Origin of the sequence: Streptosporangium sp. NPDC002524 (assembly GCF_040295985.1) — a bacterium.
Taxonomy (GTDB): Bacteria; Actinomycetota; Actinomycetes; order Streptosporangiales; family Streptosporangiaceae; genus Streptosporangium.
On sequence record NZ_JBEOWK010000005.1, the window covers coordinates 82913 to 98768 of the forward strand.

A 15856-nucleotide genomic window follows, 5' to 3' on the forward strand; every position below is an offset into this window, starting at 1 on the left:
GCGAGAACGTCAGCCCGAACCCGTGTTCGATCCCGTGCCCATGACTGTAGCGCGGGTTCGAACACAGGCGCGATACGTTTCGATGAAAAGCCTCCCCAAGGAATGTACGAACCAGGCGGTAAGCCTCATGGAGACGTACGGGGACATAGGGCTCAGTCCCGGACGGTCAGTCCCATCGAGCGGGCGGTGCCGGCGACGATCCTCTCCGCCTGGTCCAGGTCGGTGGTGTTGAGGTCGGGCAGCTTGGTCCTGGCGACCTCCCTCAGCTGCGCGCGGGTGATCACGCCCGCCGCCTGGTGTCCCGGCCGGGGGCTGCCCCCCTCCAGGCCGACGACCCGGCGGATCAGCGAGGCCGTGGTGGGCATTTTGATCGTCAGCTCGAACGAGCGGTCCTCGAACACGGTGACGACGACGGGGACGACGAACCCCCGCCGGTCCTGGGTGGCCGCGTTGTACTGACGGCAGAACTCCATGAGGTTCAGGCCCAGCGGGCCCAGATCCTTGCCCACGGTGGCGGGACCGGCCTCACCGGCCTGGAGCTGCAGTTTCGCGACCCGGCTGATCTTCTTCTTCGACACGTTCGACATGCCCGCCAAGCTAAAGTCTCCTGTTACTGGAGACTCAACGGAATAATCGGGGCCATGAGCTACACGATCGGACAGCTCGCCCGGCTCTCCGGGCTGCCGGTGAAGACGATCCGCTTCTACTCCGACATCGGGGTGCTCCCCGAGCGCGGCCGCACCCGGAGCGGCTACCGCCTCTACGGCGACGAGGACCGCGGGCGGCTGGAGCTCGTCAGGACGCTGCGCGAGATCGGCGTCGACCTCGCGACCATCAGATCGCTCGGCGACCGCGACCTGGGCGAGGTGCTGTCCCTGCACCTCCGTACGGTGGAGACGCAGATCAGGGCGCTGCAGCGGACCCGGGCGGTGCTCAGGGCCACCCTGGAGCGGGACGAGCCCGCCGACGACGACCTGCGGCGGCTCAACGCCCTCGGGCGGCTCGGCGCGGCGGAGACGGCGGCGCTGGTGAACGAGTTCGTCGACGAGGTCGCCGGCGAGAACGCCGCCAGGAAGGAGTGGCTCGGCGGCCTGCGCGCGGCGATGGTGCCCGACCTGCCCGACGAGCCGGGCATCGAGCAGCTCGACGCCTGGCTGGAGCTGACCGAGCTGCTCGCCGACGAGGGCTTCCGCGCCTCGCTGCGCGCGACGAGCGACGACTTCTGGGAGAACGCCGACCGGATCGACATGGCGGCCTGGCGCGAGACCAACGCCCTGGTCACGGAGAGGGCGCTGGCCGCGGCGCGGGACGGGGTGCCCCCGGGGTCGGAGGCCGCCGCGCCCCTCGTGGCCGAGCTCGTCACGGCCCTGGCCTCGGCGCAGAGGCGCACCCCGGAGTCGGTCGTACGGGGCTACGCGGAGCACGACCCGCGCGCCGGGCGATACTGGGAGCTGGTGGCCGTGGTCAACGGCACGCCCTGGCCGCCGGAGTCCGTGATCGCCCACGAGTGGATCGCCGCGGCGGCCGCCACCCACCTCGGATAGCCGACCACCTACAATACTTTTGTCGCTTTTGTCCGTTTTTCTGGGGATCCGTTTTTCTGAGGAGGCGGCACGTGTCAGGTTCCAGATTCATGATCCGTACGCGGGCCGCGCTCGCGACGGCCGTCGGCTGCCTGGCGGCGGCCTCGTGCGGCACGGCCGCCTCCCAGCCCGCCCCGGCCGCGCCCCCGGCCACCTCGGCACCGATCTCGGCGCCCTCGCCCGCCCCCGAGCCCGCCACCGACGTGGCCGCCCCCGAGCCCGCCACGGAGGTGGCCGCACCGGAGCCGACCGTCGTGACGCCGACGACCGGGCCGCCCACCACCGGGCCGTCCACCACCGCGTCGCCGACCCCGGCGGGCCCGCCGGAGTTCTCCGCGAAGGTCTCCCGGGTCCCCCGCGAACGGCTCCAACACTCGTGGCGGCCCGGATGCCCGGTCCCGGTGAGCGGCCTGCGGCTGATCACGATGACCTACTGGGGCTTCGACGACAAGCCGCACACCGGCGAGCTGGTCGTGAACAAGGCCGTGACCGACGACATCGTCTCCGTCTTCCGCCGCCTGTACGACTGGCGCTGGCCGATCTACAAGATGCGGCTCGTCGACGCCTACAAGGCCGACGACTACGCCTCGATCGACGCGGACAACACCTCGGCCTTCAACTGCCGCCCCGCGGAGGGGTCGAGCAGCTGGTCCAAGCACGCCTACGGCCTGGCCGTCGACATCAACCCGCGCGAGAACCCGTACATCTACGCCAACGGCACGGGGTCCCACAAGAACGCGAGCAAGTTCTTCAAGCGCCCCGTCCGGGCTCCCGGAGTGATCAACGCGGGCGACCGCGTGGTCAAGGCCTTCCAGCAGAGGGGCTGGGAGTGGGGCGGCTACTGGTCCGGCATCAAGGACTACCAGCACTTCAGCAAGGGCGGGAACTGAGAGAGGCCCGCCGGTCATCTCCTCTCTCACCGGCCTCTCCCCGGTGGCCGGGGGCGGGGAGTGCGCGGCCGTGGCCTGGTGCATCATTGGTCCATGACGGCCGGGGACGGGGACGGGTGGGCTCGGTGCGATCTCGGGCACCGGCACTGGGGCGTGTACGGCGCGGCCGGCCTGCTCGCCGTCCACCACGACGCCACGGACGGCCCCCGCGTCCTGATGCAGAAGCGCGCCGTGTGGAGCCACCACGGCGGCACCTGGGGACTGCCGGGCGGTGCCCGCGACAGCCACGAGGACGCGGTCGGCACCGCCCTGCGCGAGGCCTTCGAGGAGGCCGCGCTGGACGGCACCGGCCTGCGGGTCCAGGGGGTCTACCTCGACGACCACGGCGGCTGGTCCTTCGAGACCGTGATCGCCGAGGCCGCCGAGCTGCTGCGCGCGATCCCCGCCAACGCCGAGAGCGACGACCTGCGCTGGATCCCCGCCGAGGAGATCACCGCCAGGACCCTCCACCCCGGTTTCGCCGCGACCTGGCCGGTCGTCGGCCTCGCGCTCGCCCCCTCCCTCGTCGTCCTCGACGTCGCCAACATCGTGGGCGCCCGCGCCGAGCACGGCTGGTGGCGGGACCGCGCGGGGGCCGCGGCCAAACTGCTCTCCGAGGCCGGCGCGCGTGCCGCCGACGGCCTGTTGACCCCGCCCGGCCGCGCCCCGGTGCTGGCCCGCTGGTTCCCCCGGCTGACCGCGGTCGTCGAGGGCGCCGCCCGCGACACCGCCCCCGCGCCCGGCGTCTCCGTGATCGCCGCGCCGGGGAGCGGGGACGACGCCGTCGTCCAGGCCGTACGGGACGCCCGGCCCTGGGAGCGCGTCCTGGTCGTCACCGCCGACCGGGGGCTGCGCGAGCGGGTCACGGCACTGGGCGCCGAGGTCACCGGGCCCCGGTGGCTGCTGGCGCGGCTGTGACGTTCCGGGGACGGCTCCGGTGCCCGGGGGTCGGGCGCGGGTCACGCACGGAGTAGCCCCGGTTCTCGAGGGTCAAGCGTGGGACGGCCCGTGAGCGCGTGAGGGCATGCGCGGAGCGACCCCGGTGCCCGGGAGTCAGGCGCGGGACGGCCCGCGAGCGTGGGAGGTGAGGCACGGAGTAACCCCGGCGCCCGGGAGGGTGGGAGGTCAGGCGTGGGACGGCTCCGGTGCCGGGGTCGGCACCGGTTTCAGGTCTCGGGTGGCCCGGTGGAACAGCCAGTAGCTCGCCACGGCGACCGCGAGGAAGAGCAGCCTGACCGGCCCGGGGATGTCCAGGACGAGCAGGCCGTCGCTGAGCGAGTGGAGCGTGGCCGCCACGACGAAGGCGGCGACCACGGGCAGGGTCACGACCGCGCGTCCCCTGACCTGCCAGGCCCCGAAGGCCACCGCGCAGACCAGGCCGGTCCAGACGAGGTGGCTGAAGGGGGTGCTGAGGCCGCGCAGGAGAAGGACCGTGCCCGCGCCCATGGCGCCGTCGTGGTTGGCGAGGCTCTTCCAGGCGTACGCCATCGACTCCATGATCGCGAATCCGGTCGCGCAGGAGAGGCCGAGCGCGACCCCCGCGGCCTTGGTGAGGTGACGGCCGGTGAGCGCGACCGCGAGGGGCGGGACGAGTTTCGCGGGTTCCTCGATCCAGCCGACCCGCAGGATCGAGGTGCTGTCCTTCCCGGAGATGAAGAGCGCGTCGAAGTAGCCGCCCAGCAGGAGGGCGACGCCCCCGCCGAACAGGAACATGCCCATCAGCGTCATGGGCGGCACGCTGGTGGCGATGTGGATACGGTCCTGGATGGCGAGCAGGAGGGCGAGGGGCCCGGCCGCGGCCCCGTAGAAGAAGGCCGCGGGCAGGAGCGCCTGGTTACCGGCCGCCTGCATCATGGCGATGAGCGAGAAGGACAGAGCGATCAGGGCGATCCACGCCTTGAACCATCGATGCTGGTAGAAGCGCAAATGGTCTCGCATGGTACGTAATTTCCCCGTACGTTTGCCCTAGATTCGGGCGATTTGTCGATATTTATCTAAATATCGACTCCGCCACGATGACGGCGCCGATGACCATGAAGACCACGGGCACCAGCCACGCCCCCGTCCGTTCCACCAGGGCGATGACCTTCTTGTGCGACCCGAGCCAGGAGGCCGCCGCGCACCAGACCGCGACGAGCACCGCGAACACGACCACCGTGACGACACTGGACGCCGGGCCGATCGTGCGGAACATCGGGGTGTAGACGGAGATGTTGTCGGCCCCGTTCGCGACGGTCACCCCCGCGATCGAGAGCACGCCCGAGGCGACCCGGGGCGCCTCGTCGTCGCCGTCCTTCCCGGCCCGCCGGGCTCTCCACGCTTTGACCAGCCCCCACACCCCCATGCCGAACGGCACCAGGCCGAGCAGTCCCACCCAGCGGTCCGGCACCACCGCGAGCCCGAGAGCCGCCGCGGCCGAGACGGCCACCAGCGCGGCGATGCCCGCGTACTGGCCCGCGACGATCTGCCAGGGGCGGGGGACGCCCCCCGCCCTGGACGCCAGGAAGAGCACCGTCAGAATGATGATGTCGTCCACGTTGGTACCGGCGAAGACGGCGGCGGCCGTACCGATCGTTTGAATCACGCGCGCATTATGTCGTTCCCCTTCCGGGTACGCGATGACCGTGGTCAGCCGAGAGCTGCGGGCGTTATGATCACTTTCATCCGCTCTTGCCAGTCCCCCGGAGACCGCACGTGGGCTATCCGCCGCAGTACGGCCAGCCGTCGCGGGGCGAGACGGGGCGAGGGCTGGCCGTGATGGTCGTCATGGCCGTCGGCGTGGCCATCGGGGCCGTCGTCACCGTCTTCATGGTGTTCAACCCCCCCTCGTCACCGCCGAGCACGGCGACTCCGACGCGCGGTGCCGAGCACTCGGAGGTCTCGGTCCGCCAGGCCGTCCAACCGGCGCTCGACGCCTACGGCAGCGGGTCGTACGGCGACTTCTGGGACCTGTGGACCGCCGAGGCGCAGGGACTGATCGCGCGGGAGGAGTATGTGCGGCTGTTCGAGATCTGCCCCCCGCCCCTGCCGAACTCCCCGCTCACCATCGACACCGTCACGATCACCGGCGACAGCGCCAGGGTCCAGGCGACCCGGCTCGGCGACGCGACGGACTTCGACTTCGCCTTCGAGGGCGACACGTGGCGGTACGAGCCCTCACCCGAGGAACGGCTCACGTACCAGAGCCCGGTCGACCGGATAGCCGAGCAACGGCGGGCCCTGGGATTCTGCGGCGCGGTCACCCCGACCTCGCCCCCCGCCCCCACTCCCACCCCCGCCCAGCCCGCCCAGCCCGCCGACCCCTCGGTGCCCTCGGTGCCCTCTGTTCCTACGAATCCGAGTGTTCCCAGCGATCCCGCCACCCAGCCGTCGGGGTTCCTGGAGTGATGACCTTTGGCTCAGAAGTGCTGCCATAATTCGCAATTCGCAGCTACTGTCGAACGCATGGCCCACTCCATGCCGGCATGGCGAGACGGCACAGGATCGGAAAAACCATCATCATCGAATGATCACGATGGCGCCAGGCAAGAATCGGAACCGGTTCCGCTGTGGCTGGCCCATCTCCAGCTCAGAGAAGGACAAAAGTCAATCCGCACGCCAGATTCCGACACAGCTATCACCATAGAGCTAGATAAAGCGGATTATGAGGCGCTTTCTCGTAAGGCGCGACTGACCGGAAACCGGGTCGCCGACGTGATCCACGCGGCCGTCCAGCGAGAGATCGGCAACAAACCCCACGTGATCACCCTGATGCACCGCTGGAACCTGCATCGCGAAGACCTCGACACGGCGGCCGACTCCCTCGGGGTCGACCAGCTCTCCGAGGCGGAGTGGGGCCAGATCGGCATCCGCCGTTTCCGGAGGCGCTGAGCCATGCTTCCCGGTCGAGTGCTCGACGTGAGCGCACTGGTCGACATCGCGGTGGCGAAGACCGAATACTCCCGGAGCGTCACCGCCATGTGTCTCTTCCGCGGCGGCGGGATATGCGTCCCGGCCACCAGCCTCGCGGCCGTCCTGTCCATCTCCCCGCTCTCGACCCAGGAGGAGCTGTTCGAGCTCGTCACGACACCCGGGGTGATGATCGACGACTTCACCCACGGGAAGGTGGGGGACATCGCGGAGATCCTCGACGGCTCGCGCGACATCACGGCCGGGCACGTCGTCTGGTGTGCCCGCGTCACCAGGTGGCCCATCCTCACCGATCGCGGGGCGGAGCTCGTCCAGTACGACCAGAACATCGGGATCGACCCCCTGCCCTAGCGTTCCCCTGCCCTAGCGGTCCCGGTCCCGGTGCCCTGCGGCCTTCGCGAGGCCCGGCAGCGGCCCTCGCGGGGCCCGGAACGGCGGTGCAATCGGGGACGCGATCGGGGACGCGCCGCCGATGCCGCCCGGCGCCGCCCCGCGCCCGGCGGGCCCCGCCGCCGTACGCGGGGACCCGGGCCGGGGAAGGGATCGGCGCCCATACCTTTCCCGTCGAAAATGATGCCAAATATCGTCACGCGCACGATCGATTTTCGGGGCCGTGGCTTTCACACTGGGGGAGTGACGTTCCAGACGAGGCGCATCAAGCTAGACATTCCTGACGGACCAGAATACGACGAGGTGCGCGATATGCACGGTCACGCGGTCACGGTGTTCGCGTCCACGGAGATCAACGGCGAACGTTCCCTGAAAATCGGCAGCCGGACTTTGCTGCTGAGGAAGGTGGGGGTGGACGAGGACGACGAGGGACCGATGGACGTCTATCGGGCCGAGTCCATTTCGGAGCCCTCTTACTGAAACCGGAACCCTCCCCCCGAAGGGTCGCCCCGGCGCTCCGCCCCGTACCCCGGTGTCCTCCCGGACCCGTACCCCCGCCGTGGAGATACACCGTGAGGAGCGTCCAGGTGGGGAACGGGCGGGAATACGCCGTTCCATCGGGGGAACTCGTGAGGGAAACGTGCACGCCCGTCCGGCGCGAGCCCGTCCAGCACGAGGAGCTCCGAACCGATGCGCATCACCTTCGCCACCGAAGCGGCCCCCGGCAGGCATGACGCGGACACTGGGATCGCCGAGGACACCGAAAACGCCGGGAACGCCGGGAACACAGCGGACACCGGGACCACCGGGAACGCGGCAGGCAACGACGACAACGAGGACTTCTTCGGCGCGACCCCGGACGCCTTCGTCCTCCTCGACGGCGCGGGCACCCCGGCGGGCGCGGAGTCCGGGTGTGACCACGGCGTCGGCTGGTACGTCCGCTCCCTGGGCTCGACCCTCCTCGCGGGCATGACGCAGGACACCGGGACGCTCACGGAGATACTCGCGAACGGCATCAAGGCCGTCGCCTCCCTCCACGACTTCGTCTGCGACCTCACCCACCCCGGATCGCCGTCCGCCACGGTGGTCATGGTCCGCCGTGCGGCGGGCGACCTGGACTTCCTCGTCCTGGCGGACTCCGTCCTCGTCCTGGACGTGGCCGGACAGGCGGAGCCGACGGTCGTCTGCGACGACCGGGTGGACCGGGTCGGCAGGGCGCACCGGTCGGCCTTGGACGGCCTCGCCCACGGAAGCGCCGAGCACGTCACCGCGCGCCGGGAGTACGTGGAGACCATGCGGGACCACCGCAACCGCGAGGGCGGCTTCTGGATCGCCGCCGTCGACCCGCTCACCGCCGAGCGGTCGCTCACCGGCACGCTCCCCGCCGACCGGGTACGGGCGGTCGCCCTGCTCAGCGACGGGGCCTCCCGGCTCGTCGACCCGTTCGGGCTGGCCACCTGGCGCGAGGCCCTCGACACCCTCGAACGGTCCGGCCCCGGCGAGCTGATCCGCCGGGTCCGCGAGGCGGAGCGCACCGATCCCGACGGCTCCCGCTGGCCCCGGGTGAAACCCCACGACGACGCGACGGCCGCCTATTGCCTGTTCGGCTGACCCCCGGCCCACCGGCCCACCTCTCCGGTGATCGTCCGGTGCCCCTCACGCGGACGGCACCGGACCGGTGCCCGCGCGCGACGTCCGCTCCGGCTCGCCGGCCCCGTGCTCCTTCGCGCGGGGCCGGTGGAACAGGGCTCGTCTCCGGTCGCCGCGCGTCTCACGGACCTACTTCCCGGAGAGCTCCTTGAGGGCGAGGGCCCAGGGGTCGTTCTCCCGGCTTCCGCCTTCCGCGACCGCCAGATCGGACTCGGAAGGACTGGGCAGGACGCGGACGCCCTCGGCCCGGAGGCTCTCGACGCTCCGCCGGAACGGCACGCGCGTGGCGAGGGCGTCGTTGACGAAGGGCAGGACGACCACGGGGATGCCGAGGCCGGGGGCTTCGGCGAGGAGGCCGAGGGCGTAGGTGTCGGCGATGCCCTGGGCGAACTTGTTGACGGTGTTGTACGTGGCGGGGGCGACGACGATCGCGTCGGCTCTCGGGGGCTTGGGCTCGTCCGGTGTCCGGTAGCGGCTGCGGACGGGGCGTCCGGTCTGCCGTTCCAGGACGGGGACGTCGACGAAGCCGAGCGCGGACGGGGTGGCGACGACCTGGACGACCCAGCCCTCGTCCAGGGCAAGGGCGACGAGACGGCCGACGTCGCGGGCGGCACCGGCCGCGCACACGATGACGTAGAGGATCCTGCCGGGCTCAGTCATGCGATCACTCCCGGGTACGCGGGCGGGTTCGAGAACTCATGGACCGAAGGCCTCACGGACCCGTGTCCCGCGAGGCCGGTCAGCGGATTCTCTCCGTTGTCTCGCGAGGTCGGTCAGCGGGCTCCCCCCTCGTGAGGTCGGTCAGCGGGCTCCCCCCTCGTGAGGTCGGTCGGCGAAGCCTTTCCGCTGCCTCGTGAGGTCGGCCGGCGGGCTCTTCCCACTGTCTCGTGAGGCCGGTCAGCGGATTCTCTCCGCGAGGAAGTCCTTCGCGGCCTGCGGCGCCTTGGCGGGAGATCCGGCGTCGAACGGCGGCCGCGGGTCGTACTCGATGACGAGCTGGATCGCCTCGGCCGCCGTCTGACCGGCGATGCGCCCCGCGAGGGCGAGGGCCATGTCGATGCCGGAGGACACCCCGGCGGCGGTCACGACCTTCCCCTGGAACACCACGCGTTCGGCGGTGTAGGTGGCCCCGAACGACTCCAGCACGTCGACCGCGCCCCAGTGGGTCGTCGCCGAGAGCCCGGTGAGCAACCCCGCGGCCCCCAGCAGCAACGACCCGGTGCACACCGAGGTCGTCCACGTGCTCACCCCGTCCATCCGGCGGATCCAGCCGAGGAGCACGTCGTCGTCGAGCAGTGCCCGGCTCCCCGGACCTCCCGGGACGAGCAGCACGTCACAGGAGCCGACGTCGGCGAACGCCGCGCTCGCGGTGAGCACCAGGGACCCGGCGTCGTTCCGTACCGGCCCGGCCTCGGCGGCCGCGAACACGACCTCGGCACCCGGCAGGAACCTGAGCACCTCGTACGGGCCGACCGCGTCGAGCGCGGTGAACCGGTCGAACAGCGCTATGACGATACGCACGGCGATTCCCCCTGCTGTGAGCCGCCGCGAGCACGGACGGCGACGTGCCGTCCCGCGTTCCGGAAGACACCTTGACGGGCGTGACGGACGGTGGAGACTTGTCCGGTGGTCAAAACCCTACGCCCCCAGAACTACAACGAGGCGATCTACGTCGGGCACTTCTTCCGTACCGGTGTACCGGTGGTGATGGACCTCACCGCGCTGCCGGACGACGAGGCGAAGCAGTTCGTCGACTTCGCCGCCGGACTGGTGTTCGGCAGGGGCGGGGACATGGACCGACTGTCGCCCAAGGTGTTCCTGCTGATGCCGCGCGGGATGGGCAACCGGGTGCCGGTCACCGAAGAGGTGCCGTAGAACGGGTGACGTGCCGCCGGTACGGCGGATCGACCGGCGCGCCGAGGACTGTCGGCGGCCCCTCGGCCCCTCGGCCCCCCGCGCCGGGGCCGTCGTGTTCCCCGAGCCGGGCACGGCGGTGCTCAGCCGAGGTCGTGCCACTTCCGGACCGCGTCCCGGTGCTCCCGGCGGCCGATCGCCACGAGGTTGGAGCGGTAGAGGCCGATCGCGCCGGGGTTGTCGAGGTCGGCTCGCGTACACGGGCGCAGGACGTTGTCCAGCTCGTCCACCATGAAGACCCAGGGGTAATGGGCGAAGACGAGGTCGAGCAGCTCGCTCGTGTCGCAGCCGCAGTTCGCCTGGAGCTCGGGGTGCAGCTCGAACAGCAGCGTCGGCAGGGCGGCCATGGTCTGGACGGCGCCCCGCAGCACGAAGCCCTCGTAGCCCTCGACGTCGATCTTGATGATGTCGGGCGGGCCGAGGCGGTTGTCGGCGAGGTAGGCGTCGATCGACGTCATCGGCATGGTGACCGCGCCCGCGGGCGTCCCGACGTTCGCCGCGGCGGCCGAGTGCTTGCCGGACTGCTCGCCCGACAGGTGCACGGTCAGCTCGCCGGGCGACGCCCCCACGGCCACCGGCTCCACGGTCACGCGGCCGGTCAGGTCGTTGCGCTCCACGTTGCGCCGCAGGTAGGCGACGTTCTCCGGGACCGGCTCGAAGGCGATCAGTCTGCCGTCCCCCGAAAGGCGCGTCCCTCCGGTGCAGGCGTACACACCGATGTTCGCCCCGACGTCGACAATCGACTGACTGACCGAGGCCAATTGCTCGAAGACACCGACCTCGAACTCCTCGTAGTATCCCGCCGAGATCGAGGGCATGATCGTCGCGTCCCACACCGGGCCGGTCAGCACGACACCCCGGTAACGCACCTCGGCGTCGCGATTCCCGCCGGTGACGCCCAACCGGAAAACCGTGTGATAAAGCCGGTTGACCAGGGGAAGACGCCGGACGCTACGGCCGCGCAGCAGCGTGCGGGCCATCCGGCTCCTGTTCGCCGCCCTGGCCGCTCGCATCACCCCGACGGCGAGATCCCGCCGCAGCCGTTTCATCGATAGGGCCATGATTCGAAGTTTGCTCCAATCACGACTCATCCGGGCAGAAATCCAACCAGTACCAGTAGTCGTTTCTCGGAAACGGAATGGGGCCGATCGACCCGTTCCCTGTCCGCCGCGCCACGCCGACAAGTCCGCGAGGGGGCGGGCCGGGTCTCGTTCAGTAACATGCGGCCCATGCCGGATGCCCCGCCCCGCCCCGAACCGTTCACCTCGCGGACCACCCCCGCGGCGCTGGAGGACCTCCGGGCGCGGCTGCGCGCGACGCGCTGGCCCGACGCGCCGGAGGACGCCGGATGGTCGCTCGGGACCGACCTCGCCTACCTCCGTGAGCTCGTCGCCTACTGGGCGGACGGGTTCGACTGGGAGGCGCGGGAGGCGGACCTTTCCCGGCTCCCCCGCTTCCGCGTCCCGGTCGGCGGCCTCGGGATCCACTTCGTGCACGCCAGGGCCGTCGCCCCGGCGGGGCCGGTGCTGCCGCTCGTCCTCAGCCACGGCTGGCCCGACTCGTTCTGGCGGTACCAGAAGGTCGTCCCGCTGCTGACCGACCCCGGCGCGCACGGCGCCGACCCCGCCGACGCGTTCGACGTCGTGATCCCCGACATGCCCGGCTACGGATACTCCGACCGTCCCACCGGCCCGCCCCTTGACTCCGTCGCCGTCGCCGGGCTGTGGGCCGAGCTCATGCGCGTCCTCGGCTATCCGCGGTTCGGTGCCGCGGGCGGGGACATCGGCGGTCACGTGAGCCGCTATCTCTCGCTCGACCATCCCGAGCGGGTCGTGGCCGTTCACCGTACCGACGCGGGGGTGCCCGTCCTCACCGGCGACCCGGCGGACCTGGAACCCGAGGAACGCGCCTGGATCGAACGCGTCACGGCCTGGGGCAGGGACGAGGGCGCCTACGCCGCCATGCATCGCACCAAGCCGCAGACCCCGGCCTTCGGGCTCAACGACTCACCGGCCGGGCTCGCGGCGTGGATCGTCGAGAAGCTCCGCGCGTGGAGCGACTGCGGGGGTGACGTCGAGCGGCGCTTCACGAAGGACGAGATCCTCACGAATCTCACGATCTACTGGCTCACCTCGACGATCGGCTCGTCGATGCGCATGTACCACGCCAACGCCGCCATTCCGCCCGCGCAGCACGCCCGCCGGGTCGAGGTCCCGTCCGGCTTCTCGCTCTTCCCCGGTGACATCCTCCGGCCGCCGAGGGCGTGGCTCGAACGCACGACGAACCTCGTGCGCGTGACCGAACCCGCCGCCGGGGGCCACTTCGCGCCGTTCGAGGTGCCCGAGCTCTACGCGGAGGAGCTGCGCGCGTTCTTCCGCCCCTACCGGACGGCGACGACGGGCTGAGAGCACCGGCCCGGCGTCGACGGCGTCAACAGCGGCGGGCTGGCCCGGGGGGACGGTGGGCGGCCCGGGAGACGGCCGGGGCACGGGGGACGGGGGACGGCAGGGGCACGGGGCACGGGGGACGGCGGGCGGCCCGGGAGGCGGCCAGCGGCCCGGGAGACGGCAGGCGGCCCGGGAGACGGCCAGCGGCCCGGCGGACGGCAGGCGGCCCGGGGGACGGCAGGCGGCCCGGGGGACGGCAGGGGCACGGCCCCGCGTGCCATCCTTGATCCCGTGCGTTCCACCGGCAAGCGCTTCACGGCACCCTCGGCCGTTCACCGTACGCTGGCCGCCGCGCTGGTCGGCCTCGTCCTTCCGCTGCTCGCCTGGGTCGTCGTCCTCTCCGGCCTGGCCTTCGTCCCGTACGACGGCTCGGGCGGCACCCCCGGCTGGGGCCGTTTCGCCCCGGGGCTGGGAATCGCCGCGGCAGCCGTACCGTTCCTGCTGGTCCTGGCCTGGCCGTCGCTGTGGGCGCTGCGCGTGCGGCCCGCCTGGCACGTCGCCCTGCCCGCACCGATCGTGGGCGTCGCCCTCTGGGCCGTCCTCGGCACGGCCGCCTCGCAGATCGTCGGAAACTCGCTCGTCGCCGTCTCCGTCGCCCTCACCCTGGCGTACGGGCTGACCGCCCTGCTCACCACGCCGGGAGGATCCTGGTGGTGGCGGGAGCTGCCGCTGACGGCCGTGGGCGGACCTCCGCCGATACCGCTGGCGGGACCGCGCCCCCACCTCCCCGATCCGGGGATCCCGTTGCTCGCTCCCGACCTGCCCGCCTACACGGTCGAGCGCCCCTCCGCCCGTCCCGGCGACCTGCGCTATCTCCTGCGCCCGGCGGGACTGCACCGCGCCGCCACCCCCGCCGAGCGCGACGCCTCCACCATCGCCGTGACCGTCCGCTCCCGGGTGGACCCGCCCGGCGAGGACTCCGCGTACGAGCCGGCGGGCCCGCGGACGTGGCGGCGGGTCACGGACACGGGTACCGCCTACGTGATCGACCGCGACGACGCCACGATCGTCCTGAAGGCCGGCTCCCGCGTCCCGGCCGCCGTACTCCTCCAGGCAACCACCACCCTCCGGCCCCGGCCGCGGTCCCATTTCACGCCGGGCGGCCCTTCGTCGTAACGCGGCCGAGGGAGGGTCGGCCCGGCGCGAAGAGCGGGCACGGTTCCGGCCCGGAGGGTTCGGCCCGGGGGGCCGTCCCTCACTCCGGCGGTGGCGAGGGCGGGAATCGAACGGGCGTCATCGACGACCGGGAGAGTGGACCCACCCCGTCCGGTGCCGGCGTCTCACCAGCGACCAGGTCCCGTCGTCGCACGTACCGGCGCGCCGCTGGAAATCGTGATCGTCGATGAAGTACGGGGCGTCGAGATCGAGCCAGCTGTCCTTTTCCGCACGCCGGTCCCAGTGGGCGGTGGGGATGCTGACGCAATTCATCCGATGTGATTTGTCCTGACTGGTGATTTTCAGAACCTCCACGCCCGCCGGATGGGTGCGAATCACCAGACACGGTCTGACCTTTCCGCCCGAGCCGTCGGCGAACGGCACGCCGGCCCACCAGATGTCGCCGGGGCGTGGGCGTGACTGCCAGGCCGGATCCGGCGGCGCCTCGTGCACCTGGGGCCCGGAGGGGCGGGGGGCGAAGATCCAGCGAACAAAGCGGACAAGGGCATATATGATCGCTACGCATACGCCGATGACCACCAGAATGCCCAGTAATTTACCGGCTTCGCCGAGGGCTTCAGTCATGGCTCACAACATACTCGGCAAGCACTGAATCCCAATCTTGGTTGGATATTTCATCTTTACGCATTGGATGTGGAAGAACGCACCGGTGAAGCTCGGGCAGGAGATCACCGGCGTCCGGGATGTCTAGATCGCATCGGTGAAGCGGACGAGCAGGTCCCGGAGCGTGTCGCGCTCCTCGGGGGTGAAGGCGTCGGCGATCCTGCGCTCGATGACCACGGCCGCCGCGTCCGCGGCGCGCAGCGCCTCACGGCCCGCGTCGGTGAGGTGGGTCTCCAGCATCGTGCGGTGCCACTGGTGCGGGCCGCGTTCGATCAGGCCGCTCGCCAGCAGGTTCCTCAGCACGACCGTCATCGCCTGCGGGGTGACGAGGCACTCCCTGGCCAGGGCGGCCGCGGAGATGCCCGGGTTGTCGGCCAGCACGAGCAGGGCGGCGTACTGCGGCACGGTCAGCCCCGCGGTCCTCACCGCCGCGTGCTTGGCGGCCATGAGCCGCTGCTCGGCGCGCTTCACGGGCAGGCCGAGCCGCTCCCGCGCGGGCATGTCCATGAGCGGAGCTTACAAGCCGTCCCACATAGAAAACTTCTTATGAGTATCAAAGCTTTGATAGCGTGCCGCCATGACCGTGATCCCGGAGAGCCATCTCGACCTGCTGACCCGCCCCCTGTACGCGCACCTGGCGACCCTGATGCCCGGCGGCACCCCGCAGGTGACACCGGTGTGGACCGTCTGGGACGGCGAGTTCCTGCGCCTCACCACCACGACGGACCGTCAGAAGGGACGCAACGCGAGCGCCCGCCCTCACGTGGCCGTCTCCGTCAACGACCCGGAGCAGCCGTACCGCTACCTGGAGGTCCGCGGCACCGTCGAACGGATCGACCCCGACCCCGAGGGCGCCTTCTTCGACGTGCTGGCCAGGCGCTACGGGCTGGAGTACGAACCACCGGTCGGCGACGCCGAGCGCAGAGTGGTCCTCGTCGTGCGCCCCACCCACTTCACCGGCCAGTGACGCGTTCCCACCACCGAACGGGCCGGGCCCGAGACCGATGAGACGACCACCGCACCTCCGGCGGCATTCGAGTCGGCGGGGTGTCGCCCGATCGACGGCCCCGGGCGGAGACGGCGATCATCGGGCGATCGGGAGGGCGGCACCGATCCGGAAGCGCGCCCTTCGCCCTTCGAAAGTCGTTTCAGGCTGGGCCCGCGAGTGGCGAAGGCAAATGACGCAGGCCGGGGTATGCGGCCCCTGACGCAAGCCGGGGCGTGCGGCCCTTGACGCAGACCGGTTCGGCCATAC

20 protein-coding genes are annotated in these 15856 nt (G+C 71.2%); 12 read left to right on the top strand and 8 right to left on the bottom strand.

Translation table 11 applies throughout. From position 1 onward, the window contains the following. Positions 1-152: 152 nt before the first annotated feature. A complete protein-coding gene (rplK, locus tag ABT053_RS09635) occupies positions 153-587 on the bottom strand; it encodes a 50S ribosomal protein L11 (RefSeq protein ID WP_350968481.1) in 435 nt (144 codons plus the stop codon). Positions 588-641: 54 nt separating this feature from the next. Between rplK and ABT053_RS09640 the strand changes: the two genes are divergently transcribed. The 3 genes from ABT053_RS09640 (at position 642) to ABT053_RS09650 (ending at position 3430) form a co-directional block, all read left to right on the top strand. Continuing rightward, the gene (locus ABT053_RS09640) at positions 642-1544 is read left to right on the top strand and encodes a MerR family transcriptional regulator (protein WP_350968482.1); all 903 of its coding nucleotides are present in this window, start codon (positions 642-644) and stop codon (positions 1542-1544) included. A 71-nt stretch (positions 1545-1615) separates the two neighbouring features. Continuing rightward, a complete protein-coding gene (locus ABT053_RS09645; protein ID WP_350968484.1) occupies positions 1616-2473 on the top strand; it encodes a M15 family metallopeptidase in 858 nt (285 codons plus the stop codon). A gap of 93 nt (positions 2474-2566) precedes the next feature. Continuing rightward, positions 2567-3430 carry an NUDIX hydrolase gene (locus tag ABT053_RS09650; protein WP_350968485.1) on the top strand — a complete coding sequence of 288 codons (864 nt, stop codon included), beginning with the start codon at positions 2567-2569 and terminating at the stop codon, positions 3428-3430. Positions 3431-3637: 207 nt separating this feature from the next. Here the strand turns inward: ABT053_RS09650 and ABT053_RS09655 are convergent, their stop codons facing one another. Together ABT053_RS09655 and ABT053_RS09660 are read right to left on the bottom strand one after the other, a co-directional pair. After that, the gene (locus ABT053_RS09655) at positions 3638-4450 is read right to left on the bottom strand and encodes a PrsW family glutamic-type intramembrane protease (RefSeq protein WP_350968487.1); all 813 of its coding nucleotides are present in this window, start codon (positions 4448-4450) and stop codon (positions 3638-3640) included. A 52-nt stretch (positions 4451-4502) separates the two neighbouring features. Then, positions 4503-5096 (bottom strand): cadmium resistance transporter, encoded by a 594-nt coding sequence (locus ABT053_RS09660; protein WP_350968488.1) that lies wholly within the window; start codon positions 5094-5096, stop codon positions 4503-4505. Between the two features lie 110 nt (positions 5097-5206). Here ABT053_RS09660 and ABT053_RS09665 point away from each other — a divergent pair, with 110 nt between their 5' ends. From ABT053_RS09665 to ABT053_RS09685, 5 genes are all read left to right on the top strand, one after another. Further along, complete coding sequence (locus ABT053_RS09665) at positions 5207-5899, top strand: hypothetical protein (RefSeq protein ID WP_350968489.1); 693 nt, start codon at positions 5207-5209, stop codon at positions 5897-5899. 57 nt (positions 5900-5956) lie between these two features. Continuing rightward, the gene (locus ABT053_RS09670; protein WP_350968490.1) at positions 5957-6382 is read left to right on the top strand and encodes a hypothetical protein; all 426 of its coding nucleotides are present in this window, start codon (positions 5957-5959) and stop codon (positions 6380-6382) included. Positions 6383-6385: 3 nt separating this feature from the next. After that, on the top strand, positions 6386-6772 hold the full coding sequence (locus ABT053_RS09675) for a hypothetical protein (protein WP_350968491.1): 387 nt from the start codon (positions 6386-6388) through the stop codon (positions 6770-6772). A 282-nt stretch (positions 6773-7054) separates the two neighbouring features. Then, complete coding sequence (locus ABT053_RS09680; protein WP_350968492.1) at positions 7055-7291, top strand: hypothetical protein; 237 nt, start codon at positions 7055-7057, stop codon at positions 7289-7291. A gap of 210 nt (positions 7292-7501) precedes the next feature. Continuing rightward, positions 7502-8422: a protein phosphatase 2C domain-containing protein gene (locus ABT053_RS09685; protein ID WP_350968493.1), complete on the top strand. Its 921-nt coding sequence runs from the start codon at positions 7502-7504 to the stop codon at positions 8420-8422. Between the two features lie 168 nt (positions 8423-8590). Here the strand turns inward: ABT053_RS09685 and ABT053_RS09690 are convergent, their stop codons facing one another. Then, on the bottom strand, positions 8591-9121 hold the full coding sequence (locus tag ABT053_RS09690) for a flavoprotein (RefSeq protein WP_350968494.1): 531 nt from the start codon (positions 9119-9121) through the stop codon (positions 8591-8593). A 237-nt stretch (positions 9122-9358) separates the two neighbouring features. Continuing rightward, complete coding sequence (locus ABT053_RS09695) at positions 9359-9982, bottom strand: DJ-1/PfpI family protein (RefSeq protein WP_350968495.1); 624 nt, start codon at positions 9980-9982, stop codon at positions 9359-9361. A 105-nt stretch (positions 9983-10087) separates the two neighbouring features. On the opposite strand from ABT053_RS09695, the gene ABT053_RS09700 reads away from it, so the two are divergent. Continuing rightward, positions 10088-10336: a cell division protein SepF gene (locus ABT053_RS09700; RefSeq protein ID WP_350968496.1), complete on the top strand. Its 249-nt coding sequence runs from the start codon at positions 10088-10090 to the stop codon at positions 10334-10336. Between the two features lie 122 nt (positions 10337-10458). Here ABT053_RS09700 and ABT053_RS09705 read toward each other — a convergent pair whose 3' ends face one another. Then, entirely contained in the window at positions 10459-11436 is a 978-nt protein-coding gene (locus ABT053_RS09705) for an FkbM family methyltransferase (protein WP_350968497.1), read from the bottom strand. 168 nt (positions 11437-11604) lie between these two features. Here ABT053_RS09705 and ABT053_RS09710 point away from each other — a divergent pair, with 168 nt between their 5' ends. Together ABT053_RS09710 and ABT053_RS09715 are read left to right on the top strand one after the other, a co-directional pair. Then, positions 11605-12780 carry an epoxide hydrolase family protein gene (locus ABT053_RS09710; protein WP_350968498.1) on the top strand — a complete coding sequence of 392 codons (1176 nt, stop codon included), beginning with the start codon at positions 11605-11607 and terminating at the stop codon, positions 12778-12780. Positions 12781-13053: 273 nt separating this feature from the next. Further along, on the top strand, positions 13054-13938 hold the full coding sequence (locus tag ABT053_RS09715) for a hypothetical protein (protein ID WP_350968499.1): 885 nt from the start codon (positions 13054-13056) through the stop codon (positions 13936-13938). Between the two features lie 117 nt (positions 13939-14055). On the opposite strand, the gene ABT053_RS09720 is transcribed toward ABT053_RS09715, so the two are convergent. Both ABT053_RS09720 and ABT053_RS09725 read right to left on the bottom strand, forming a co-directional pair. Beyond that, positions 14056-14562, bottom strand: coding sequence for a type II toxin-antitoxin system PemK/MazF family toxin (locus ABT053_RS09720; protein WP_350968500.1), 507 nt, complete (start codon positions 14560-14562; stop codon positions 14056-14058). Positions 14563-14685: 123 nt separating this feature from the next. Beyond that, positions 14686-15108, bottom strand: coding sequence for a MarR family winged helix-turn-helix transcriptional regulator (locus tag ABT053_RS09725; protein WP_350968501.1), 423 nt, complete (start codon positions 15106-15108; stop codon positions 14686-14688). Positions 15109-15178: 70 nt separating this feature from the next. On the opposite strand from ABT053_RS09725, the gene ABT053_RS09730 reads away from it, so the two are divergent. Further along, positions 15179-15568 (top strand): PPOX class F420-dependent oxidoreductase, encoded by a 390-nt coding sequence (locus ABT053_RS09730; RefSeq protein ID WP_350968502.1) that lies wholly within the window; start codon positions 15179-15181, stop codon positions 15566-15568. The last annotated feature ends 288 nt before the right edge of the window (positions 15569-15856 follow it).

What these genes read in the sequence shown, in the direction of transcription:
- rplK (WP_350968481.1), bottom strand. Translation starts at nt 587, where the DNA reads ATGTCGAACGTGTCGAAGAAGAAGATCAGCCGGGTCGCGAAACTGCAG.
- ABT053_RS09640 (WP_350968482.1), top strand. Translation starts at nt 642, where the DNA reads ATGAGCTACACGATCGGACAGCTCGCCCGGCTCTCCGGGCTGCCGGTG.
- ABT053_RS09650 (WP_350968485.1), top strand. Translation starts at nt 2,567, where the DNA reads ATGACGGCCGGGGACGGGGACGGGTGGGCTCGGTGCGATCTCGGGCAC.
- ABT053_RS09655 (WP_350968487.1), bottom strand. Translation starts at nt 4,450, where the DNA reads ATGCGAGACCATTTGCGCTTCTACCAGCATCGATGGTTCAAGGCGTGG.
- ABT053_RS09670 (WP_350968490.1), top strand. Translation starts at nt 5,957, where the DNA reads ATGGCCCACTCCATGCCGGCATGGCGAGACGGCACAGGATCGGAAAAA.
- ABT053_RS09675 (WP_350968491.1), top strand. Translation starts at nt 6,386, where the DNA reads ATGCTTCCCGGTCGAGTGCTCGACGTGAGCGCACTGGTCGACATCGCG.
- ABT053_RS09685 (WP_350968493.1), top strand. Translation starts at nt 7,502, where the DNA reads ATGCGCATCACCTTCGCCACCGAAGCGGCCCCCGGCAGGCATGACGCG.
- ABT053_RS09690 (WP_350968494.1), bottom strand. Translation starts at nt 9,121, where the DNA reads ATGACTGAGCCCGGCAGGATCCTCTACGTCATCGTGTGCGCGGCCGGT.
- ABT053_RS09705 (WP_350968497.1), bottom strand. Translation starts at nt 11,436, where the DNA reads ATGGCCCTATCGATGAAACGGCTGCGGCGGGATCTCGCCGTCGGGGTG.
- ABT053_RS09710 (WP_350968498.1), top strand. Translation starts at nt 11,605, where the DNA reads ATGCCGGATGCCCCGCCCCGCCCCGAACCGTTCACCTCGCGGACCACC.
- ABT053_RS09720 (WP_350968500.1), bottom strand. Translation starts at nt 14,562, where the DNA reads ATGACTGAAGCCCTCGGCGAAGCCGGTAAATTACTGGGCATTCTGGTG.
- ABT053_RS09725 (WP_350968501.1), bottom strand. Translation starts at nt 15,108, where the DNA reads ATGGACATGCCCGCGCGGGAGCGGCTCGGCCTGCCCGTGAAGCGCGCC.
- ABT053_RS09730 (WP_350968502.1), top strand. Translation starts at nt 15,179, where the DNA reads ATGACCGTGATCCCGGAGAGCCATCTCGACCTGCTGACCCGCCCCCTG.